This is a genomic window from Saccharomonospora sp. NB11 (genome assembly GCF_015910535.1).
Lineage (GTDB): Bacteria > Actinomycetota > Actinomycetes > Mycobacteriales > Pseudonocardiaceae > Saccharomonospora.
The window spans coordinates 280590-302487 of record NZ_JACBJG010000005.1 but is presented as its reverse complement, the minus strand read 5'-3'; the positions used below and the strand labels follow the sequence as shown (position 1 = coordinate 302487).

20 protein-coding genes and 1 pseudogene are annotated in these 21898 nt (G+C 71.0%); 16 read left to right on the top strand and 5 right to left on the bottom strand.

Annotated elements, in window-relative coordinates; genetic code table 11:
* The first annotated feature begins 279 nt into the window (after positions 1–279).
* Positions 280–1332 (top strand): C40 family peptidase, encoded by a 1053-nt coding sequence (locus tag JAV51_RS10020; protein WP_197320401.1) that lies wholly within the window; start codon positions 280–282, stop codon positions 1330–1332.
* 45 nt (positions 1333–1377) lie between these two features.
* Positions 1378–2574, top strand: a complete 1197-nt coding sequence (locus tag JAV51_RS10015) for a glycosyltransferase family 4 protein (RefSeq protein ID WP_197320400.1) — start codon at positions 1378–1380, stop codon at positions 2572–2574.
* A gap of 13 nt (positions 2575–2587) precedes the next feature.
* Here JAV51_RS10015 and JAV51_RS10010 read toward each other — a convergent pair whose 3' ends face one another.
* Positions 2588–3232 (bottom strand): uridine kinase, encoded by a 645-nt coding sequence (locus tag JAV51_RS10010; RefSeq protein ID WP_197320399.1) that lies wholly within the window; start codon positions 3230–3232, stop codon positions 2588–2590.
* Between the two features lie 42 nt (positions 3233–3274).
* Between JAV51_RS10010 and JAV51_RS10005 the strand changes: the two genes are divergently transcribed.
* The 6 genes from JAV51_RS10005 to JAV51_RS09985 all read left to right on the top strand — a co-directional run bounded on the left by JAV51_RS10005 (position 3275) and on the right by JAV51_RS09985 (position 9825).
* Positions 3275–4567 (top strand): adenosylmethionine--8-amino-7-oxononanoate transaminase, encoded by a 1293-nt coding sequence (locus JAV51_RS10005; protein WP_197320398.1) that lies wholly within the window; start codon positions 3275–3277, stop codon positions 4565–4567.
* A gap of 301 nt (positions 4568–4868) precedes the next feature.
* Positions 4869–7133 carry a SulP family inorganic anion transporter gene (locus tag JAV51_RS10000; protein WP_197320397.1) on the top strand — a complete coding sequence of 755 codons (2265 nt, stop codon included), beginning with the start codon at positions 4869–4871 and terminating at the stop codon, positions 7131–7133.
* Positions 7134–7168: 35 nt separating this feature from the next.
* On the top strand, positions 7169–7894 hold the full coding sequence (gene bioD / locus JAV51_RS09995; RefSeq protein ID WP_307845836.1) for a dethiobiotin synthase: 726 nt from the start codon (positions 7169–7171) through the stop codon (positions 7892–7894).
* Positions 7895–7966: 72 nt separating this feature from the next.
* Positions 7967–8983 (top strand): biotin synthase BioB, encoded by a 1017-nt coding sequence (gene bioB, locus JAV51_RS09990; protein ID WP_197320396.1) that lies wholly within the window; start codon positions 7967–7969, stop codon positions 8981–8983.
* Positions 8984–8993: 10 nt separating this feature from the next.
* Positions 8994–9203, top strand: a complete 210-nt coding sequence (locus tag JAV51_RS20450) for a hypothetical protein (RefSeq protein ID WP_307845835.1) — start codon at positions 8994–8996, stop codon at positions 9201–9203.
* 46 nt (positions 9204–9249) lie between these two features.
* Positions 9250–9825, top strand: coding sequence for a DUF2567 domain-containing protein (locus JAV51_RS09985; RefSeq protein ID WP_197320395.1), 576 nt, complete (start codon positions 9250–9252; stop codon positions 9823–9825).
* A 6-nt stretch (positions 9826–9831) separates the two neighbouring features.
* Here the strand turns inward: JAV51_RS09985 and JAV51_RS09980 are convergent, their stop codons facing one another.
* Both JAV51_RS09980 and JAV51_RS09975 read right to left on the bottom strand, forming a co-directional pair.
* Complete coding sequence (locus JAV51_RS09980; RefSeq protein WP_197320394.1) at positions 9832–10554, bottom strand: LON peptidase substrate-binding domain-containing protein; 723 nt, start codon at positions 10552–10554, stop codon at positions 9832–9834.
* Positions 10555–10570: 16 nt separating this feature from the next.
* Positions 10571–11290 (bottom strand): NUDIX domain-containing protein, encoded by a 720-nt coding sequence (locus tag JAV51_RS09975; RefSeq protein ID WP_197320393.1) that lies wholly within the window; start codon positions 11288–11290, stop codon positions 10571–10573.
* A gap of 100 nt (positions 11291–11390) precedes the next feature.
* On the opposite strand from JAV51_RS09975, the pseudogene nadA reads away from it, so the two are divergent.
* The 3 genes and pseudogenes from nadA to nadC form a co-directional block, all read left to right on the top strand.
* Positions 11391–12401: pseudogene (nadA, locus tag JAV51_RS09970) on the top strand (quinolinate synthase NadA); the annotation flags it as partial.
* Positions 12398–14032, top strand: coding sequence for an L-aspartate oxidase (locus JAV51_RS09965; protein WP_197320391.1), 1635 nt, complete (start codon positions 12398–12400; stop codon positions 14030–14032). The pseudogene nadA and the gene JAV51_RS09965, both read left to right, overlap by 4 nt.
* Complete coding sequence (gene nadC, locus JAV51_RS09960; RefSeq protein WP_307845834.1) at positions 14029–14886, top strand: carboxylating nicotinate-nucleotide diphosphorylase; 858 nt, start codon at positions 14029–14031, stop codon at positions 14884–14886. Before JAV51_RS09965 ends, nadC begins: the two co-directional genes overlap by 4 nt.
* Positions 14887–14899: 13 nt before the next feature.
* On the opposite strand, the gene JAV51_RS09955 is transcribed toward nadC, so the two are convergent.
* On the bottom strand, positions 14900–15709 hold the full coding sequence (locus JAV51_RS09955; protein ID WP_197320389.1) for a carbon-nitrogen hydrolase family protein: 810 nt from the start codon (positions 15707–15709) through the stop codon (positions 14900–14902).
* Between the two features lie 48 nt (positions 15710–15757).
* Here JAV51_RS09955 and hisD point away from each other — a divergent pair, with 48 nt between their 5' ends.
* From hisD to JAV51_RS09935, 4 genes are read left to right on the top strand one after another with little or no spacing between them, the layout of a single operon-like run.
* Complete coding sequence (gene hisD, locus JAV51_RS09950; protein WP_197320388.1) at positions 15758–17083, top strand: histidinol dehydrogenase; 1326 nt, start codon at positions 15758–15760, stop codon at positions 17081–17083.
* A complete protein-coding gene (locus JAV51_RS09945; RefSeq protein WP_197320387.1) occupies positions 17080–18180 on the top strand; it encodes a histidinol-phosphate transaminase in 1101 nt (366 codons plus the stop codon). Before hisD ends, JAV51_RS09945 begins: the two co-directional genes overlap by 4 nt.
* Positions 18177–18776 carry an imidazoleglycerol-phosphate dehydratase HisB gene (gene hisB, locus JAV51_RS09940; protein WP_197320386.1) on the top strand — a complete coding sequence of 200 codons (600 nt, stop codon included), beginning with the start codon at positions 18177–18179 and terminating at the stop codon, positions 18774–18776. Before JAV51_RS09945 ends, hisB begins: the two co-directional genes overlap by 4 nt.
* The gene (locus tag JAV51_RS09935) at positions 18777–18935 is read left to right on the top strand and encodes a hypothetical protein (RefSeq protein ID WP_197320385.1); all 159 of its coding nucleotides are present in this window, start codon (positions 18777–18779) and stop codon (positions 18933–18935) included. It begins immediately after the preceding gene.
* On the opposite strand, the gene JAV51_RS09930 is transcribed toward JAV51_RS09935, so the two are convergent.
* Positions 18932–21115, bottom strand: coding sequence for an MMPL family transporter (locus tag JAV51_RS09930; RefSeq protein ID WP_197320384.1), 2184 nt, complete (start codon positions 21113–21115; stop codon positions 18932–18934). The two genes, JAV51_RS09935 and JAV51_RS09930, sit on opposite strands and share 4 nt — an antisense overlap.
* Before the next feature lie 185 nt (positions 21116–21300).
* On the opposite strand from JAV51_RS09930, the gene JAV51_RS09925 reads away from it, so the two are divergent.
* Positions 21301–21882: a TetR/AcrR family transcriptional regulator gene (locus JAV51_RS09925; RefSeq protein ID WP_197320383.1), complete on the top strand. Its 582-nt coding sequence runs from the start codon at positions 21301–21303 to the stop codon at positions 21880–21882.
* The last annotated feature ends 16 nt before the right edge of the window (positions 21883–21898 follow it).

Here is a 21898-nt window from a genome sequence, read left to right as displayed (position 1 = left end):
GCACGGACGGTCACCGATTCCCTCCGCTGGGTTGGTGGACTCCTAGAACGCTCTTTCGTAATCTGGCCGAGATCTCGCGCCAGGCAGCCGTTCCACCAGAGGTCGGCACGCGGGATCGCCGCCGAAACAGCTTGTCGGGGAGCTGTGCCGGACCGGACGCGACGAAGGCGACGCCGGTTGTCGAAAAGCAAGCAACACGATGTGCACTTCGGCATGTCGGTGTCCGCGTCGTGACGGCTACCCGGCCGGCGGCCGGAGAGCAAAGGAGACCCACGCGACGTGCAGTCGCATCCCGTGAAACGCGTGGTGTCAGGGGCGCTGGCGGCCTGCGCCGTGGTCGCGGCCGTGACCTTCATCGAGGCGCCTGCGTCGGCGACACCCGCGATCCCCGCCCCACAACAGCCCCAGAGTGCCTCTGAGGCCTTGGAGAAGTACCGGGAACTCGCCACCAAGGCCGAAAAGCTCAACGAGCAGTATCTCTCCGCGAAGGAAGACCTCGAAAAGAAGAAGAAGGAACTCGACAAGTACGAGAAGAAGCTCGACAAGGCCAAGAAGGCCGAGAAGAGCGCTCGTGAGGACGAGGAACTCTTCCGCAAGGAGGTCGACCGGTTCGCGGGCGCATCGTTCACCAGCGGCGCGCAGCTGAGCAAGCTGTCGGCGTTGCTCACCGGTGACTCCCCGCAGAACTTCCTCGATCGTTCCTCGGCCATCGACCTGCTCGCGACCGACAAGAACCGGGCGCTGCAGGCCCTGCGAGGTGCCGTCGAGAAGGCGGAGAACAGCCGGAGCGAGGCGGCCGACGCGCGGCAGAAGGCCAAGGAGGCCAAGGACAAGGCCGCCAAGCTTGCCGCGGACCTGGAGGACCGCAAGGAGAAGCTCGACGAGCAGATCGAAGAGGTCAAGCGCCAGGCCGGTCTGTTGAGTGACGCCGACCGGGCTCAGCAGCAGGACATCGGTCCTGACCCGGGCCCGATCACGGCTCCGGGACCGGCCGCGCAGATCGCGGTGGATGCCGCCATGAGCCAGCGCGGCAAGCCGTACGTGTGGGGGGCGACGGGCCCGAACAGCTACGACTGCTCCGGTCTGATGCTGTGGGCCTACGGCAAGGCGGGGATCAGCCTCCCGCGCAACAGCGCGGCTCAGGCGACGGTCGGAACGCCGATCCCCCGGTCGCAGCTCCAGCCCGGTGACCTCGTGTTCTACGGCTCGCCGGTGCACCACGTCGGCATGTACATCGGCGGCGGCAACATGGTCCACGCGCCCACGGAGGGCGACGTTGTGAAGGTCGCGCCGTTGCAGGCCAACTACAGCGGCGCACGTCGGGTCGCCTGACCCCGGCGCCGCGTCGACCCCACCGGGGCGGGATAGTCTCGCACCATGCCTCGCACGTTGCTGGTGACGAACGACTTCCCGCCTCGGCCAGGGGGCATCCAGTCCTATCTGCACGCTCTGGCCACGCGGCTTCCCGCCGACGAGCTGGTGGTCTACGCGCCGTCCTGGGAACGGGAGTCGGGTTCGCACTCGCGCTTCGACGCCGACCAGCCGTTCGAGGTCGTGCGCCATCCCACGTCCCTCATGCTTCCCACTCCCGACGTCCTCCGTCGCGCGGAGCAACTCCTGCGGTCGCGGCAGTGCGAGACGGTGTGGTTCGGTGCCGCGGCGCCCCTCGCTCTCCTCGGCGAACCCCTGCGTCGGGCCGGTGCCCACCGGGTGGTCGCCTCCACGCACGGGCACGAGGTCGGCTGGTCGATGCTTCCGGTGGCGCGCCAGGCGCTGGGCCGCATCGGTCGGACCACCGACGTGCTCACGTTCGTCAGTCACTACACCCGTCGTCGGTTCGCGTCGGCCTTCGGGCCGCTGGCCGGATTGGAGCATCTTCCGTCCGGAGTGGACCCAACCGTCTTCCGTCCCGATCCCGCCGCGCGTGCCGAGTTGCGGGCCCGCTACGGACTGGGTGACCGGCCGACGGTCGTCTGCGTCTCGCGGTTGGTGCCGCGCAAGGGCCAGGACATGTTGGTGAAGGCACTGCCGGAATTGCGGCGTCGCATTCCGGACGCGGCGTTGTTGCTGGTCGGTGGTGGTCCGTACCGGCGCACCCTCACGCAACTCGCCGAACACTGCGGGGTCGCCGATCACGTGATCCTCACGGGCTCGGTGCCGTGGGAGGAATTGCCCGCGCACTACAACGCCGGTGACGTCTTCGCGATGCCCGCGCGCACGCGAGGCAAGGGGCTCGACGTCGAGGGCCTCGGCATCGTCTATCTGGAGGCGTCCGCGTCGGGCCTGCCCGTGGTGGCGGGCAACTCGGGCGGAGCGCCGGAAACGGTGTTGGACGAGGTCACCGGACACGTCGTCGACGGCAGGGAACAGGCCGCGCTGGTCGACACCCTCGCCGCGTTGCTCGCCGACCCGGTCCGGGCGCGGCGGATGGGCGAGGCCGGTCGCCAGTGGGTCACGAAGCACTGGCGGTGGGACGTCCTCGCCCAGCGGCTCTCCGAGCTCCTCGCCGGTCGGCGCACCCTCGGTCGGGCCGCGGAACTGCGCGCCCACCGTGGCGGGCGGACCGGGCGCTGACCACGCTCGGCGTTCAGCCCTCGCGTACCGCCGGGTGTCGTGGATCGTCCACTCGCACCACGACGTCGGCGAGGTCGACCGGACGGACCTCGTCTTCGTAGCGGGCGTAGGCGGGCAGTGCCCAGTGGACGTCGTCGGGCAGTCGCCGTCGCAGCGCGCCGGGGGAGAGCCACAGATGCACGCTCACCTCGGCCGGAAGGCCCTGCCCGAGTAACAGTTCGCCGTCGACGACCACGACACCGCCGTCGGGCAGGCGTCGTCGGGGCAACCGGAACGCGCGGTCGCGCCGGGCGTCCCACAGGGCAGGGAGCACCTCGCCGGTGCCGGAGGCTCCCAGCGGGTCGAGCACCTCACGGCGGAGCGCTGCGACGTCGAGCCAGTCCTCGAACCGCACGTCGGGGTCGTGCCTGCCTCGTTCGAAGCGCAGTGACGCGGGCCGCAGGAAGTCGCGGGCGGACACCCGTTCGACGGCGTGACCGCGGACGCGCAGCGGGTCGACGAGGGCGTCGGCGAGCGCGCCGGTGTCGGTCGCGTGGTCGGCGCCGTCGACGAGCACCCGGGTCCACCGGGTACGGACGGCGACGTCGGCCACACGGTCGGTGAGCTCTGCCACCAGGCGTTCGACCGTGACGGGCCGGTACCGCGCGCTGGCTGCCATGACGTCACGGTAGCCGCGATCGCGCGTCGTAGAGTGCCGGGCATGACGTCCGACTCGCCGATCTCCGAGCTGCTCCGCCTCGACGCCCGCCACGTGTGGCACCCGTACGGGCCCATGCCGGCGAGGGTGGCGCCGCTGCTGGTGGAGGAGGCGTCCGGGGTGCGGCTGCGGTTGGCCGACGGAACCGAGCTGGTGGACGGCATGTCGTCGTGGTGGGCGGCCATCCACGGTTATCGGCACCCGGTGCTCGACGCCGCGTTGCGTGAGCAGGCCGGGAGGATGAGCCACGTCATGTTCGGCGGGCTGACCCACGAGCCCGCCATCCGGTTGGCGACCACGCTCGTGGACCTCACGCCCGAGGGGCTGGAGCACGTGTTCCTGTGCGACTCGGGCTCGGTGTCGGTCGAGGTCGCGCTCAAGATGTGTCTGCAGTACTGGCGTTCCTCGGGGCGCACGGACAAGACCAGGATGTTGACGTGGCGGGGCGGCTACCACGGCGACACCTTCCACCCCATGAGCGTCTGCGACCCCGAGGGCGGCATGCACGCCCTGTGGCGGGGCGTGCTGCCCGAACAGGTCTTCGTCCCCGAGCCACCGTCGGGTTTCGACACGCCGGTGGACGACTCCTATGTGGACACGCTGGTGCGCGCGGTCGAGGAACACGCCGACGAGCTCGCCGCCGTGGTGGTGGAGCCGGTCGTGCAGGGCGCGGGCGGCATGCGGTTCCACAATCCCGCCTACCTGCGGGTGCTGCGCGAGGTCACCGAGCGACACGACGTGCTGCTCGTGTTCGACGAGATCGCCACCGGCTTCGGTCGAACCGGAGCGCTCTTCGCCGCCGAGCACGCGGGTGTGACGCCGGACGTCCTCTGCGTGGGCAAAGCGTTGACCGGCGGGTACCTCACGATGGCCGCGACGTTGTGCACGCCGAAGGTGGCCGACGGGATCTCCCGAGGGGAGGTGCCGGTGCTGGCGCACGGGCCGACGTTCATGGGCAATCCGCTCGCCTCGGCCGTCGCCAACGCCTCGATCGGCCTGCTGTCCGACGGGGCGTGGCGGGAGGACGTGCGGCGTATCGAACGCGGGTTGACCCGGGGGCTCGCCCCGGCGACGGCCGTGCCGGGGGTCGTGGACGTGCGGGTGCTGGGTGCCATCGGCGTGATCCAGCTCGACCGTCCGGTGGACATGGCGGCGGCCACGGAGGCGCTGACGTCGCGGGGTGTGTGGCTGCGGCCGTTCCGCGATCTCCTCTACACCATGCCGCCCTACGTCACGTCGGACGACGACCTCGCTCTAGTCACCGACGCGATGGTGGCCACTGCGGGCGTGTGCTGATCGGGTGAGTGAACGGTTCCGTTCACGTCCGAGGCACGGAGAACGCCGAGAATCACCCGATCCGGTCGATTTCGGACGGTGGGGGTGAGATTTCGACACGCTCCGAAAGGAGCATCCCGTGCGGTGTTCTGGATCGGGTGAGGTCGGTGTCACGCGGCACCGGTGCTCGCCGCGGCGGGACGCTCGATCCGTCACGATGTGCAGTGGTGTCGAACATGAAAACCGTTTCGGATAGCGGACATCGTCGTCGATCTGCTGTTACCTGGTGCCCCAGCCCACACCAGGAACAAGGAGATCGACCATGCCCGGTAACCCGCGCACAGCCGGTCACTCCCGGAGGGGCGTCCGCGCCGGACCGCGATGGAGAGCCGGGCAATCGGCACTGCGACACGACGTCCCGGCGTCGTTGGTCGTCTTCCTCGTCGCCGTTCCGCTCTCGCTCGGGATCGCGCTGGCCTCGGGCGCGCCGATCGCCGCCGGCCTGATCGCCGCCGTCGTCGGAGGCGTGGTGGCCGGTGCCCTCGGTGGTGCTCCGCTACAGGTCAGCGGTCCCGCTGCCGGGCTGACGGTGGTGGTGGCCGAGACGATCGACACGTTCGGATGGGCCGTGACGTGCGCCGTCACGGCGTGTGCCGGCGTGATCCAGATATTGCTCGGGATGAGTCGGGTCGCGCGGGCCGCTCTGGCGATCGCGCCCGCCGTCGTGCACGGCATGCTCGCGGGAATCGGCGTCACGTTGGTGCTCGGGCAGCTCCACATCGTCCTCGGCGGCGCTCCCCAGAGCTCGGCGGTCGACAACCTGCTCGAACTGCCGGGACAGATCGTCGGGCACCACGACGCCGCGGCGATCGTCGGCCTCGTGACGATCGCGTTGCTGGTGCTCTGGCCACGCCTGCCCGCACCCGTCTCCCGAATCCCGGCGCCGCTCGCGGCCATCACGCTCGTGACCCTCGTCGCCACGGTGGCGGCGTTGCCGGTCCAGCGGGTGGAGCTCCCGGCGTCGTCGTTCGACCTCGCGCTCGTGCCGGACCTGCCCTCGACGGACGGGCTGGACTTCGGGCTCGCGGTGGTGACCGTGGCGCTCGTGGCCAGCGTCGAGAGCCTGCTGTCGGCCGTGGCCGTCGACCGGCTGCACACGGGGCCGCGCACGAATCTGAACCGGGAACTGGTCGGCCAGGGCGCCGCCAACATCACCTCCGGTGTCCTGGGTGGACTGCCGGTCACCGGAGTCATCGTCCGAAGCTCCACCAACGTCGACGCCGGGGCCCGGACCCGGGCCTCCGCCGTGCTGCACGGGGTCTGGGTGCTGTTGTTCACCGTGGTGCTGGCCGGGCTGATCCAGAGCATCCCGCTCGCGGCGTTGGCCGGTCTGCTCGTCTACGTGGGTGCGAAGCTGGTGAACCTGCCCACGATCCGTACCGTGCGCGGCCACGGCGACCTGCCGCTCTACTCCGTGACGTTGCTCGGCGTGGTGGTGCTCGACCTGCTCACCGGAGTGCTCCTCGGCGTCGTGGCGTCGTTGGTGTTCGTGTTGCGCCGCACCATCTGGTCGGGCGTCCACGTGCTCGAACACGCGGAGCACCCTCGCATCGTGGTGGAGGGCGTGCTGACGTTCCTGTCCGTGCCCCGGCTGTCGGCGGTGCTCGCGAACATCCCGGCGGAACGCACCGTGCGGTTGGAACTCGTCGTCGACTACCTCGACCACGCGGCCTTCGACTGTCTGTCCACCTGGCAACACGCGTACGAACAGGCCGGGGGAACGGTGGTCGTCGACGAGATCGGACACCCCTGGTACGCCAACGGCAAGGCCCGGTCGCCGACGGTGCGTCGACAGGAGGCGCGGACGGTGGCGCCCCGGTGGCTGGCACCGTGGTCGGCGTGGATGGCGCAGGAGAGCGGTGTGGTCGTGCCGGAGCAGCGCCATCGTCCGGTGCACCGGGGTGCCTCGGAGTTCCAGTGGCGTACCGCTCCGCTCGTGAAGGACACGTTGCTGCGCCTGGCGTCGGGACAGTCGCCGCACACGCTGTTCATCACGTGCAGCGACGCGCGACTCGTCCCCAACGTGATCACCACGAGCGGGCCGGGCGACCTCTTCACGGTGCGCAACCTCGGCAACCTCGTGCCGGTGGGTGAGTCGGACGGCAGGGCGGAGTCGTCCGTGAGCGCGGCGGTGGAGTACGCCGTGACGGTGCTGGAGGTGCGCGAGATCGTGGTCTGTGGTCACTCGTCGTGCGGTGCGATGGCGGCGCTCCACGACGGGGGAGACGGTGCGCCACCGGCAGTGCGGAGCTGGCTGCGGCACGGAGTCCCGACGCTGCGCAGGCGTGCGACACAGGCTCCGGTGCTGCTGGCGGACGAGAGACCCACGGCTCCGGCCGACGCGCTCGCGCTGCACAACGTGCTCCAGCAGCTCGAACACCTGCGAGCCGATCCCCGCGTGGCGGAGGCCGAACGCTCGGGCGCGCTCGTGCTGACCGGCATGTACTTCGACGTCGGTGCCGCCCAGGTGTACCTGCTCGATCCCGACAGCGGCGGGTTCCAACCCGCCGGTGTGAAGGCCGGGTGAGAGTGGATGCGCTCCTCGGTATTAGTGTCGCTGCCGTGACCGTGCTGGTGATGTCCGGAACCGGGACCGGTGTGGGCAAGACCGTCGTGACGGCGGCCGTGGCCGCGCTGGCGATGAACGACGGTCAACGCGTCGCCGTGCTCAAGCCCGCGCAGACCGGGGTCGCCGCCGGAGAACCCGGCGATCTCGCCGACGTGCGTCGCCTCGCCGGTGCCGTGACGACCTGCGAACTCCGCCGCTATTCCGACCCGCTGTCACCCGAGGCCGCCGCCCGCCGGAGCGGACTCCCCGAGGTGACCCCCGCCGACGTGGCCGCAGCGGCCACGCGTCTCCACGACGAGCACGACTTGGTGCTGGTGGAGGGCGCGGGTGGGTTGCTCGTGCGGTTCGACTCGACCGGGGGCACGCTCGCCGACGTGGCGTGGGCGCTCGCGGCTCCGGTGGTCGTCGTGGCGGAGGCCGGCCTCGGTACGCTGAACGCCACGGCGCTGACCGCGGAAGTGGCCACGCGACGTGGTCTGGACGTGCTGGGCGTGGTGATCGGTGCGTGGCCGTCCGATCCCGACCTGGCCGCGCGGTGCAACGCCGCGGACCTGCCCGTGGCCGCCGGTGCCCCGCTGCTCGGGGCCCTGCCCGCGGGACTCGGGGCGGTGAGCGGGCACGACTTCCTCGACGAGGCGCGCAAGGGCCTGGCCCCGTGGCTGGGCGGGTCCTTCGACGCCGACCTCTTCGTACGGGCGGCGGCCGCGACCGGGACGTGACGTAGGTCGCTGTGCCACCCCGATCCCGTCCGTCAGACTCGTGATGACAGAACGCAAGCCGAAGGAGATGCCGTGACGGCAGCAGCCACCGAGGCGGAGATCCTCACGATCGCGCGTCAGCAGGTGTTGGAGAACGGCACCGGGTTGTCGCAGGACCAGGTCGTCGAGGTGCTCCGGCTCGGCGACGACCAGATTCCCGCCCTGCTGTCGCTCGCCCACGAGGTGCGGATGCGCTGGTGCGGGCCCGAGGTCGAGGTCGAGGGCATCGTCAGCGTGAAGACCGGTGGCTGTCCCGAGGACTGCCACTTCTGCTCCCAGTCCGGTCGGTTCCCGACCCCCGTCCGCTCCGCCTGGCTCGACATCCCCGGCCTGGTGAAGGCCGCCGCGGAGACCGCTGCCACCGGCGCCACCGAGTTCTGCATCGTGGCGGCCGTGCGCGGGCCCGACGCGCGGCTGATGTCGCAGGTCCGCGACGGCATCAAGGCGATCCGGGAGTCCGGCAACGACATCCAGATCGCGTGCTCGCTGGGCATGCTCACGCAGGAGCAGGTCGACGAGCTCGTCGAGATGGGTGTGCACCGCTACAACCACAACCTGGAGACCGCGCGGTCGCACTTCCCGAACGTCGTCACCACGCACACGTGGGAGGAACGCTGGGAGACCCTGCGCATGGTGCGCGAGGCGGGCATGGAGGTCTGCTGCGGCGGCATCATCGGCATGGGCGAGTCGCTGGAACAGCGTGCGGAGTTCGCGGTGCAGCTCGCCGAGCTGGACCCGCACGAGGTCCCGATGAACTTCCTCATCCCGCAGCCCGGCACCCCGTACGAGTCGTTCGAGATCGTGGAGGGCAAGGACGCGTTGCGGGTCGTCGCGGCGTTCCGGCTCGCGATGCCGCGCACGATGCTGCGCTTCGCGGGCGGCCGGGAACTCACGCTGGGCGACCTGGGCGCCGAGCAGGGCATGCTCGGCGGTGTCAACGCCATCATCGTGGGCAACTACCTGACCAACCTCGGTCGTCCCGCCCAGCAGGACCTCGACATGCTGGACGAGTTGAAGATGCCGATCAAGGCGCTCAGCGACAGCCTGTGAGTGAGGTGACGTGAACCAGGTCCACTGTGTCCACTGTGGCGGCTTGCTGTCCGCGTCGACACACGAGCAGTGTCGGAATCCTCGTACTGCCCTGGAGCCACCGCGCTACTGTCCCCAGTGCGCGCGACGGATGGTGGTGCAGGTGACCCCGACGGGGTGGACGGCGCGGTGCAGTCGACACGGCGAAACCTCCTCCTCCGACTCCGTTCCGACCGGCTAGGCTCGCTGTCGAGGCAAGGCGAGCCGTCGTGGGGGAGGGTGTGGAGTTGTCCGAGCAAGCAGGCGCCGAACGAGGCCGTGCGATGCTCGCCCAACCGACCGGCACGGCGGCCAGGGTGGCGGTTCGCGTGGATTTGCTGCCCGCGTTCAGCGTCGCGTCGCTGGTCGCGGTGTTGGGGCTGCCCCTCGGCTGGATCTGGTCCCGGCTCGCTCCGCCGCAACGGATGCGTGTTGTCACGCCCGACCAGCAGGTCGTTCCCCTGACGGCCGAGAGCTGGCACCGCTTCGACGACCTCGCGGTCTTCCTGCTGATCGGCCTGGTTGCCGGGTTGCTCGTCGGCGTGGTGGCGTGGCTGTTGCGGGCCCGCCGAGGGCCCGTGATGCTGCTCGGCGCCGTCCTCGGCTCGCTGGTCGGGGCGTGGCTCGCGATGCGGATGGGCACGGCCTTCGCCGAGGCGCGTTTCCCGTTCCCCGACTCGGCGGAACTCGGGGCCGTGGTGGAGCGGGCTCCCGTGTTGGAGACCGGGTGGGCGCTGCTCGCGCAGCCGCTCACCACGGCCTTCGCCTACGGCACGCTCGCCGCCTGGAACGCTCGCGACGACCTCGGCAGACGGCTGGGCTGAGCGTCGTCAGTTGAGGTTCGGTCGCAGCAGCGTGCCGTTGACCTCGTGCTGAGGCGGTGGGACGGCGCTCAACTCGGACACGAAGGCGGCTTCCCGGGCCAGTAGCTGACAGATCATCCGTAACCGGCGCAGGGGATGACGTTCTTCCAGCAGGGCCTGCCGGTCGGCCAACGGAAGGATGCAGTCGGACGCGAGGCGGTAGGCCAGCAGGGAGTGCTCGATGTCCTGCGGCGGTGTCCGCCAACCCTCGGACTCCCAGGCCACCGAGCAGTACCGGCGATGCGCGACGCGGCTGGTGTCGGCCAGCCGCTCCGCGACGTCCTCAGCTCCCTCCGGAAGCGGCTCGTCGTCCACCCACTCCACGCTGCCACGCAGGTACGGCGCGCCGTCGACGTCGAGATCGAGCAGGCGGAACCGCCGGTGTCCCGTGCCCACGATGTCGAAGCGCCCGTCGGGCAACCGTCGGGCCTCCCGCAGCCGCACGGCGCACCCCGTGGCATGCACGTCCGTGAGTGCGTCCACCTCGCTGATCGTCGGGTTGCTGATCGCCACCACGCCGAAGAGGCGGTCGGGGACCACCTCGGTGACCAGGTCGATGGTGAGCTGGCGGTAGCGGGGTTCGAAGATGTGCAGCGGTAGGTGCACTCCGGGCAACGCCACGGTGTGCAGCGGAAAGAGAGGCAGGGTCGGGGGAGTCGGCCGGCTGTCGTGTCCTTCCGAGTGAGTCACGATCTCACGTTACGGGTTAGGAGCCCTGCCCGCGCGTTCGCGAGCGACGAGTGGCCGCGCTCGACGAGGCGGCCGGAGGCCGGAAGACCGCGAACGGGTCGGTGACCCGGATGTCGCGGTGCGCGAAGCGGAACATCGCCGCGGGGCGGCCTCCCGCGCGCCCGGGCGCCGCGGTGCGACCCGTGGGGACGAGGACGCCTCGCCGGGACAGCACCCGCTGCAGGTTGGTCGCGGAGATGGAGTGTCCGAGGGCCGCGGAGTAGAGGTCCCGCAGCGCGGAGATGGTGAACTGCTTCGGAGCGAGGGCGAACCCGAGGTTGGTGTAGCTGAGCTTCGCGCGGAGTCGTTCGCGGGCATGCAGCACGATCTCGGCGTGGTCGAACGCCGTGCGGGGGAGCGCGTCGACGTCGTGCCACGCGGTGTCCTCGGGCACCACCGGGTCGACGTCGGAGGGCATGAGGCCGAGGTAGGCGGTGGCGACGACGCGGGGGCCCGGGACCCGGCCCGGGTCGCTGAACACCCCGAGCTGCTCGACGTGCGTCAGCGTCTTGACGTCGACCTTCTCGGCGAGCTGCCTGCGGATCGACGTCTCGGTGTCCTCGTCGTGGCGGAGTCCGCCGCCGGGGAGGGACCACCGGCCGATGTGCGGGTCGAGCGCGCGACGCCACAGCAGGACACGCAGCGTGGCCGGTTCGGCGCCACCCGTGAACGTGCCGGGGCGTGTGGTGGAGCGCACCTGAAAAACCGCCGCGAGAACCTCGTGTGCCAGGGGGGTGCTGCTGATAGTATGAGATCGCACGGTTTTCGATTATAAGACGAAAACTACCCGGAGGACCAGCATGACGGCACACACTGACGAGCTCGCTCCGTACGACGGGGTCGTGGCGGACGCGGCCTGGGCCGAGGAGGTGCGCGAGCTCGCTCGGCAGCGTGACGCCGTCATCCTCGCGCACAACTACCAGCTTCCCGAGATCCAGGAGATCGCCGACCACACCGGCGACTCGCTCGCCCTGAGCCGTGTCGCGGCGTCGAGCAAGGCCTCGACCATCGTCTTCTGTGGTGTGCACTTCATGGCCGAGACCGCGAAGATCCTGTCTCCGGACAAGACGGTGCTCATCCCCGACGAGCGAGCGGGATGCTCGCTGGCCGACTCCATCACCGGCGAGCAGCTTCGCGACTGGAAGGCGCGCCACCCCGGGGCCGTCGTCGTGTCCTACGTGAACACGACGGCCGAGGTGAAGGCCGAGACCGACGTCTGCTGTACGTCGTCCAACGCCGTGGACGTCGTGGCCTCGATCCCCGCCGACAAGGAGGTCCTCTTCTGCCCGGACCAGTTCCTCGGAGCGCACGTCAAGCGCGTGACTGGACGGGAGAACCTGCACGTGTGGGCCGGTGAGTGCCACGTGCACGCCGGGATCAACGGACCCGAGCTCGCCGAGCGGGCCGCGGCGAATCCCGACGCCGACCTGTTCATCCACCCCGAGTGCGGGTGTGCCACGTCCGCTCTGTATCTGGCCGGTGAGGGCACCGTCGCGCCGGAGCGGGTGAAGATCCTGTCCACAGGCGACATGTTGACCGCGGCACGGGACACGAAGGCCACCTCGGTGCTCGTGGCCACCGAGGTGGGTATGTTGCACCAGCTCCGCAAGGCTGCGCCGGAGATCGACTTCCGGGCCGTGAACGACCGGGCGTCCTGCCGCTACATGAAGATGATCACCCCGGCCGCGTTGCTCCGCTCGCTGCGGGACGGGCTGGACGAGGTCCACGTCGACCCGGAGGTGGCCGCGCGGGCGCGGGCGTCGGTGCAGCGCATGGTCGAGATCGGTACGCCCGGCGGTGGGGAATGAGCCCGCTGGTTTCCGACCACGAGTCGAAAACTGGGTGGGAGGCCGACGCCGACGTCGTCGTGATCGGCAGCGGGGTCGCCGGACTCACCGCCGCGTTGCGGGCGGCCGAACTCGGACTCCGGACGCTGGTCGTGACGAAGGGACACCTGTCGGACGGCAACACCCGCTGGGCGCAGGGCGGGGTGGCGGTCGTCCTCCCCGACGAGGCGGACGAGGGGGACTCCCTCGACGCGCACGTGTCCGACACGCTCGCGGCCGGCGGCGGGCTGTGTGACGTGGAGGCGGTCCGCGCGATCGTCGCGGACGGTCCCGAGGCCGTGCGACGCCTGCGTGACCGCGGTGCCCGGTTCGACGCCGACGATTCGGGGCGACTCGCTCGCACCCGGGAGGGCGGGCACAGCTCCTTCCGCGTCATCCACGCGGGCGGTGACGCCACGGGTGCCGAGGTGCAGCGGGCGCTGAGCGCCGCGGCCGACGGGCTCGCCGTGCTGGAGCACCACGTCGCCGTGGACGCCCTCACCGCGCCGTCCGGGCAGGTGTGCGGAGTGCGGGTGCTCGCGGGGCCGGACGCCACGCCCGGCGTCGTGCGAGCCCGGGCGGTGGTCCTCGCGACCGGCGGCCTCGGTCAGCTCTACCGCTCGACGTCGAACCCGGAACAAGCCACCGGCGACGGACTGGCTCTGGCACTGCGGGCGGGAGCGACCGCGGCGGACCTGGAGTTCGTGCAGTTTCACCCCACGGTGCTCTACACGCCCGAGGCGAAGGGCCGCTGCCCGCTGGTCACGGAAGCGGTCCGGGGCGAGGGCGCCGTGCTGGTCGACGCCGCGGGACGACGGGTGATGGAGGGCGTGCACCCGCTCGGCGATCTCGCGCCGCGTGACGTGGTGTCGGCGGCGATCACCCGGCGGCTCGCCTCGGCGCCCGGCGGGGTCGACGACCACGTCTATCTCGACGCCACCGGCATCGCCGGGTTCGCCGAGCGGTTCCCCACCGTGGCGGCGGCGTGTGCTGCGGCCGGGGTCGACCCGGCGCGCGAGCCGATCCCGGTGGTTCCGGCCGCGCACTTCGCGTGCGGCGGGGTGATCACCGACCCGCACGGGCGGACCGTGGTCCCGGGGCTGTACGCGGTGGGCGAGGTGGCCCGCACCGGACTCCACGGTGCGAACCGGCTCGCCTCGAACAGCCTGCTGGAGGGACTGGTGATGGGACGCCGGGCGGTGGAGGCCGTCGCCGCCGACGTCGCGTCCGGTCGGTTGCCGAGGGAACGGGGCATCGCTGCTCCGGTGCCGAGGGCTCCCGTGGTGTCGCGGCCCGTGGTGCAGCGGCTGATGAGCCGCTATGCCGCCATCGGACGGGACGCCGACGGCATGGCCGTCGCGGGGTCCGCTCTCGACGTCTCCACCCAGGACGTTCCGTTGTGGACGGTGGAGGCGGTGGAGGACGCGGCGTTGACGTTGGTGGCTCGCGCGGTGCTGGCCGCGGCGAGTGCCCGCGAGGAGACGCGGGGATGCCATGTGCGCCACGACCGTCCCGAGCGCGACGACCGTCGATGGTTGCGGAGTCAGACCGTGCGACTGAACCCGTCGGGACAGCCCGTCCTGGCCGATCCGATCCTGGAGGGTGTGGCGTGAGTGAGCTGGATCCCGCCGAGGTGCGACGTGTCGTCACCACGGCGTTGGGCGAGGACCTGCGGTACGGGCCGGACGTCACGACGGAGGCGACCGTGCCCGAGGGCCAGGTGGTTACCGCGCAGTTGACCCCGCGGGCGGCGGGAGTGATCGCCGGTGTCGAGGTGGCGAAGGCCGTGTTCGACGAGGTGCTGGGTGACGCACACGAGGTGACGTGGGCCTGCGAGGACGGCGCGACGCTGCGCGCGGGCGAGCCCGCGCTCGTGGTGCGCGGTCCGGTGCGCGGGTTGCTGACGGTCGAGCGCACGGCGCTGAATCTGCTGTGTCATCTGTCCGGAGTGGCCACCGCGACGGCGGCGTGGGTGACCGCCGTGGCGGGCACCGGGTGCGCGATCCGCGACTCACGCAAGACGCTGCCCGGCCTTCGGATGCTGGAGAAGTTCGCCGTGCGGTGCGGGGGCGGGGTCAACCACCGGATGGGGCTGGGCGACGCCGTCCTCATCAAGGACAACCACGTGGTCGCCGCGGGCTCGGTGACCGAGGCGTTGCGGCTCGCACGGGAGCGGGCGAGTGGTCTGCCCTGTGAGGTGGAGGTCGACGACCTGGACCAGCTCGGGGAGGCGTTGCGAGCGGGTGCCGACGAGGTGCTGCTCGACAACATGAGTCCGAGCGAGTGCGCACGGGCGGTCGAGCTGCGCGACGATCTGTCGCCGAAGACGCGGTTGGAGGCGTCCGGAGGGCTCACGCTCGCGCGGGCCCGTGAGTACGCGGAGACCGGCGTGGACTACCTCGCCGTCGGTGCGCTCACGCACTCCGCACCGGCGCTCGACATCGGGATGGACCTGCCGACGGCCTGACGACGCGGGGGCGTCACCGGCGCGCGGCGGCGCCCCAGGTCCGGTTGGCGAGCACGGCCGTGGCCGCGCGGGACGCCTCGGCTCGGGCGGGGTCCACGTCCACAACCAGCAGTTCCGGGCCCGCGCCGAGTCGGGCGTGGACGCGGCCGAAGGGATCGGCGACCGTGGAGTGACCGACGCCGTTCGGAGCCGTGGGAGGCACGTCGAGACCGACGGTGGCCGGGTCGGGTTGATCACAGCCGAGCACCCACGTTCCCGAGTCGAGGGCGCGGGCCCGCACCAGCAGCTCCCACTGTTCGCGCTTGCCCTCGCCACCGGCCCAGGAGGCGGGCACCACGACCGCGCTGCTGCCCGCCTCGGCGAGGTGCTGGAAGAGCTCGGGGAAACGCACGTCGTAACAGGTCGCGAACCCGAGGGTGACGTCGTCGACCGTCACCGTCACGGGCTGGTCGCCCGGCGCCACCGTGTCCGACTCGCGGAAGCCGAACGCGTCGTAGAGGTGGATTTTGTCGTAGCCGAGGTGGTGGCCGAGTCCGGTGATCAGCAGCGTGTTGCGCACCCGGTCGCCGTCCGGCGTGAACATGCCCGCGACGACGAGGACGCCGAACTCGTCGGCGACGTCGCGGACGCCGTGAGCCCACGGGCCGTCGAGCGGTTCGGCGACGGAGGTCAGGCGCACCCCGAAGCGGGCCGACATGGCCTCCGGGAACACGACGACACGCGCTCCCCGGGCGGCGGCGGTGGCCGTCCACTCGCGTATCGTGCGCAGATTCCCTTCGGGGTCCGCACTGGATGTGACCTGGCACAAACCGACTCGGAGCACGGCTACCTCCCGGGCGCGGACGCGGTCCTGCCTCGTACCCTAGTCGGTATGTTGAACCGCACCGACCTGCGAGGTCGCGTTCCGTCACCGGCCCAGCTGCGCGCTCTGCTGCCGCGCGCCGAAGTGGACGTGGACGCGGTGCTGCATCAGGTGCGGCCGGTGGTGGACGCGGTGCGCGAGCGCGGGGTCGACGCTGTGCTGGAGTACGCCGATCGCTTCGACGGCGTTCGTCCGGAGCGCGTCCGGGTGCCGGAGTCCGAACTCGCGAAGGCCCTCGACGAGCTCGACCCGACGGTGCGGGAGGCGCTGGAGGAGTCGATCGCCAGGGCGAGGGCAGTGCACGCCGACCAGCGTCGGCAGGACGTCACCACGCAGGTCGTCGAGGGCGGCACTGTCACCGAGCGGTGGGTTCCGGTGCGCCGGGTCGGCCTGTACGCGCCGGGTGGCCTCGCCGTGTACCCGTCGAGCGTCGTGATGAACGTGGTGCCCGCGCAGACGGCGGGCGTGGAGTCGCTGGTGCTGTGCTCGCCGCCGCAGGCCGACTTCGGTGGCTTGCCGCACCCGACGATTCTCGCGGCGGCGGCGCTGTTGGGGGTCGACGAGGTCTGGGCCGTCGGCGGTGCGCAGGCCGTCGCGCTGCTCGCGTATGGCGGCACCGACACCGACGGCGCCGAGCTGGAGCCGGTCGACCTCGTGACCGGGCCGGGCAACATCTATCTGACGGCGGCCAAGCGCATGCTGCGCGGGCTCATCGGCATCGACTCCGAGGCCGGTCCCACCGAGATCGCCATCCTGGCCGACGAGACGGCCGACCCGGCGCACGTTGCGGCCGACCTCGTCAGCCAGGCCGAGCACGACACGTTGGCCGCGAGCGTGCTCGTCACGACGTCGGAGCGACTCGCGGACGAGGTGGACGAACAGCTCAAGAAGCGGGTCGCCTCGACCCGTCACAGCGAACGGGTGGAGCAGGCGTTGCGGGGCGCGCAGTCCGGCACCGTGCTCGTGTCCAGTGTGGACGACGGACTGCGGGTCGTGGACGCCTACGCCGCGGAGCACCTGGAAATCCAGACCGAGAACGCCAGGGAGGTGGCCGCGCGGGTCCGCAACGCGGGCGCGGTGTTCGTGGGCCCCTACGCGCCGGTGTCGCTCGGCGACTACTGCGCGGGCTCCAACCACGTGCTGCCCACCGGCGGCTTCGCCCGGCATTCCTCGGGGTTGTCGGTGCAGAGCTTCCTGCGCGGCATCCACGTCGTCGACTACAGCGAGCAGGCTCTGCGCGAGGTAGCGGACAAGGTCGTGGCGCTCGCCAATGCGGAGGACCTGCCCGCCCACGGCGAGGCCGTCACCGCGCGCCTGGCGGGTGACGACGCGTGAGCGCGGGCGACGAGATCACGCTCGACCAGCTTCCCCTGCGCGACGACCTGCGGGGCAAGAGCCCGTACGGCGCACCGCAGCTTGCCGTCCCCGTGCGGCTGAACACCAACGAGAACCCGTTCCCGCCGCCGGCCGAACTCGTCGCCGACGTGGCCGAGGCCGTGCGTGCGGCGGCGAGGGAGCTGCACCGCTACCCCGACCGCGACGCCGTCGCGCTGCGGCAGGACCTCGCCGCCTACCTGTCGACGTCCACGGGCGTGCCGCTGACCGAGCGGCACGTGTGGGCGGCGAACGGCTCCAACGAGATCCTGCAGCAGTTGCTCCAGGCGTTCGGCGGTCCGGGGCGGACGGCGTTGGGCTTCGAGCCGTCGTACTCGATGCACTCGATCATCGCGGCGGGGACCCGCACCGACTGGTTGCCCGCGCCGAGGCGGTCGGACTTCACGCTGGACGCCGAGAAGGCCGCCGCGCTGGTGGCCGAGCGCGCTCCCGACGTCGTGTTCCTCACCAGTCCGAACAACCCGACGGGCGGGTCGATCCCGCTCGCCGACCTTGAGGCGGTGCTGCGGGCCGCTCCCGGGGTCGTGATCGTCGACGAGGCGTACGCGGAGTTCTCGTCGCAGCCGAGCGCCGTGCGACTGCTCGACGCGTACCCGACGAAGCTCGTGGTGTCGCGCACGATGAGCAAGGCGTTCGCGTTCGCGGGTGGGCGGCTCGGGTACTTGGCCGCCGCTCCGGCGGTGGTGGACGCCCTGCAACTGGTGCGCCTGCCCTACCACCTGTCGGCGCTCACGCAGGCCGCCGCTCGGGCGGCGCTGCGGCACGCCGACGCGACGCTGGCGTCGGTGGCCACTCTGGCCGCGGAGCGTGACCGGGTGGCGGAGGCGTTGCGACAGCTCGGATTCACTCCGGTGCCCAGCGACGCGAACTTCATCCTGTACGGCGACTTCACCGACCCGACGGCGGCCTGGAAGTCCTACGTGGACTCCGGAGTGCTGGTCCGGGACATCGGGATCGCGGGTCATCTGCGCGTGTCCATCGGCACGCCCGAGGAGAACGACACCTTCCTAGAGGTGAGCAAGGAGGTCCCGCGGTGAGCCGGGTCGGCAAGGTGGAGCGCACCACCAAGGAATCGTCCATCCGCGTCGAGGTCGACCTCGACGGCAGCGGCCGGGTGGAGGTGTCCACCGGGGTCCCGTTCTACGACCACATGCTGCATGCCTTCGGCGTGCACGGCAGCCTCGACCTGCGGATCGAGGCGCAGGGCGACGTGCACATCGACGCCCACCACACGGTCGAGGACACCGCGATCGTGCTCGGGCAGGCCGTCCGGGAGGCGTTGGGCGACAAGAAGGGCATCCGACGCTTCGGTGACGCGTGGATCCCGATGGACGAGACGCTGGCCCATGCCGCCATCGACGTGTCGGGTCGTCCGTACTGCGTGCACGTCGGGGAGCCCGAGCAGTTCAACAGCTTCACCATCGGCGGCAACTACCCGTTCGTGCTCACCCGGCACGTGTTCGACTCGCTGTCCTTCCACGCGCAGATCGCCCTGCACGTGCGTGTGGTCCACGGCCGCGACCCGCACCACATCGCCGAGGCTCAGTACAAGGCCGTCGCGAGGGCGCTGCGGGCCGCCACCGAACCGGACCCCAGGGCGGGCGGCATCCCGTCCACGAAGGGAGTGCTGTAGGTGTCGAGCGACGTCGTCGGGCTGCTGCTGTTCGCGCTCGCCGGGTTCCTCGCCGGAGGCACCTTCAGCCTGTGGAAGAAGTCGAAAGGGCTGGCGCTCGCGATCGGCGCCGCCGCCCTGCTCGCGGGCGGCGGCGCCGTGATCTGGCTGTCGTCCTAGCGCGCGGCCGGTTCGGGCTCGCGGTCGTCGGTCGAGTCGCCGTCCGTCGACGCGCGGGTCAGCTTCTCGCCCTCGACGTCGACGTTGGGCAGGACGCGGTCGAGCCAACGCGGGAGCCACCACGCGCTGCGGCCCAGCAACGACATCAGTGCGGGCACGATCGTCATCCGCACCACGAAGGCGTCCACCGCGACACCCACGGCCAGGGCGAAGCCGATCGACTGGATGAGCACCGCCTCCGCCAGCACGAACCCGGCGAACACGCTGATCATGATGAGCGCGGCGGCCACGACCACACGGGAGCCGTGGCTGAAGCCGGTGATCATCGCGCGGTCGGGAGTGCTGCCGTGGACGTGCTCCTCGCGCATCCGCGTCACGAGGAAGACCTGATAGTCCATCGCGAGTCCGAAGAGGACACCGATGAGCAGCACCGGCAGCACGCTCATGATCGGCCCCGTGGCGTCGACGCCGAACACGTCGGCGAGCCAGCCCCACTGGAACACGGCCACGACCGCACCGAAGGTGGCCGCCACCGAGCCGAGGAACCCGAGGGTCGCCTTCAGCGGCACGAGGATCGAGCGGAACACGAGCATCAGCAGGATGAACGCCAGCCCGACGACGAGTGACAGGTAGGGCAGCAGCGCGTCGGCCATGGTCGCCGAGATGTCGATGTTCATGGCCGTGGCGCCGGTGACCGACGTGGTCGCCCCGGTGTGGGCCTCGATCTCGTCGCCGAGTTCGCGAATCTCGGTGACGAGATCCTCGGTCTCCTGCGACTCCGGGCCGCTCTTGGGGATGACCGTCAGCAGTGCCGTGTCGCCCGCCCTGTTGAACTGCGGCGGCGTGACCATCGCGACGTCGTCGAGAGCGCCGATGCGCTGCATCGCGGTCTGCGCGCTGCCCTGCGGGTCCTCGTCGACGTCGAGGACGACCACGAGCGGACCGTTCAGGCCGGGGCCGAACTTCTCGCTGATCAGCTCGTACGCCTTGCGCTGGGTCGAGTCGGGTGCCGCGGTGGCGTCGGTGGGCAGGCCCATGCGCATGTCCGCCGCGGGTACGGCGAGCACGGCGAGTCCGGCGACGGCGACGAGCAGGACCACGATGCGACGCTTCGCCACGAAGGACGCCCAGCGCTCGCCCGCGGTCGGCTTCGACGACGTGGAGCGGCGAAGGCCGGGGATCTTCCCGCCGAGCACCTTGCTGCCCACGAAGCCGAGCACGGCCGGGAGCAGGGTGATCGCGATCAGCACGGCGACGGCGACGGTGGCGGAGGCCGCGAGGCCCATCTGGCCGAGGATCGGGATGCCGACCACCGTGAGTCCGGCCAGGGCGATGATGACGGTCAGCCCGGCGAACACGACGGCCGAGCCCGCCGTGCCGACGGCCGTGGCGGCGGCGTCCTCGGGCTTCGCGCCGTTCTCCAGCTCGCTGCGGTGGCGCGACACGATGAACAACGCGTAGTCGATGCCGACCGCGAGCCCGATCATGAGCGCGAGCACGGGGGTGTTGGCGTTGAGGTCGACGACCCCGGACAGCGCCGTGATGCCCGCCATTCCGATGCCGACGCCGACCAACGCCGTGAGCAGCGGAAGCCCGGCCGTGAGCAGCGAGCCGAAGGTGATGACGAGGACGATCGCGGCGACGACGACCCCGATGCCCTCGGTGGGTTGGGTGACCGGAATGCCCTGCATCGCGTCACCGCCGAACTCGACCGTCCAGCCCGCGTCGCGGGTGGCCTGCGCGGCGGCCTGCAACGCGTCGCGGTCGGCGTCGGTGACCTCCGGCGAGGGAAGCTGGAACACGACCTGGACGAGGGCGAGCGAGCCGTCCGGCGCGATCGACTTCGCCTCGAACGGATCGACGACGGTCGCGACGTTGCGCGACTCGCCGAGGTCCTGGACGAGCCCGGCCACCACCCTGGGGTCGAGCTGTTCGCCCTCGGGTGGGGCGACGGCGACGTTCACCGTGCCCTTGCCGACGCCGGCTTCGGGGAACTTCTCCTCCAGGCGGTCGATGGCCTGCTGGGCCTCGGTACCGGGGATCGTCACCGAGTTCGACGTCTCGCCGGACATCGTGAAGGCGCCGACGCCGAACACCACGAGCAGAACGAGCCACAGACTGGTGACCAGGCCGCGCCGCCGGAAGGACGCGCGGCCGAGTCTGGCGAGGAAGGTGGCCAAGACGAACTCCCAACGCGAAAGAGATTCAGGGAAGGTGTGCGACCACGCTAGCCGATCGGCAAGTTGCTTTTAAGCCGATCGGCAAGTATGTGATGCGCGGCACCTCCGGCGGCACGGCGGAGGTGGGGAGCCGCCGTGCCCGCATCGACACGGCGTAGGGTCTCCAGTGCTCGTGAGGAGGAAGGATGAGTGGCCACACCGCTGCCGGGGACACCCGGACCCGTCTGCTCGCCACGGCACTGCGGCTGTTCAGCAAGCACGGTGTGGGAGCGACGTCGCTGCAGATGATCGCCGACGAGCTCGGGGTCACGAAGGCGGCCGTCTACTACCACTTCAAGACGAAGGACGAGATCACCGAGGCCGTCGCCGCGCCCGCGTTGCAGGAACTGATCCAGCGGATGGACGAGGCCGAACGGCAACGCACTCGCGGCGCGCAGATCGACCATGCGCTGAGCGGGTTCGTCGACCTCATCGTGCGGTACCGGTCGCTGATCGCGTTGTTCAACAGCGACCCCGGCATCATGCGGGCCATCGACCGCTCGCTCGACGGCGTCGAGAACTTCGCCGCGCGCATGCGGACGCTGCTCGTGGGGCCGTCCCCGAGCCTGGACGCCGCGCTGACGGTCAACGTCCTCCTGGCCGGCCTCGCCCTGGCGGGGGGAGCCCCGGAACAGGCGAGTCTCGACGACGAGACGCTGCGTGAGCACCTGTTCGACATCGGACGGCGGATGCTGGGGCGGCCCAAGCGGCGGCCCGTGAAGGTCTGAGCGCGGGAACGGCCGG

What these genes read in the sequence shown, in the direction of transcription:
- JAV51_RS10005 (WP_197320398.1), top strand. Translation starts at nt 3,275, where the DNA reads ATGACGTCCGACTCGCCGATCTCCGAGCTGCTCCGCCTCGACGCCCGC.
- hisD (WP_197320388.1), top strand. Translation starts at nt 15,758, where the DNA reads ATGTTGAACCGCACCGACCTGCGAGGTCGCGTTCCGTCACCGGCCCAG.
- JAV51_RS10000 (WP_197320397.1), top strand. Translation starts at nt 4,869, where the DNA reads ATGCCCGGTAACCCGCGCACAGCCGGTCACTCCCGGAGGGGCGTCCGC.
- JAV51_RS10015 (WP_197320400.1), top strand. Translation starts at nt 1,378, where the DNA reads ATGCCTCGCACGTTGCTGGTGACGAACGACTTCCCGCCTCGGCCAGGG.
- JAV51_RS09925 (WP_197320383.1), top strand. Translation starts at nt 21,301, where the DNA reads ATGAGTGGCCACACCGCTGCCGGGGACACCCGGACCCGTCTGCTCGCC.
- JAV51_RS09965 (WP_197320391.1), top strand. Translation starts at nt 12,398, where the DNA reads ATGAGCCCGCTGGTTTCCGACCACGAGTCGAAAACTGGGTGGGAGGCC.
- JAV51_RS10010 (WP_197320399.1), bottom strand. Translation starts at nt 3,232, where the DNA reads ATGGCAGCCAGCGCGCGGTACCGGCCCGTCACGGTCGAACGCCTGGTG.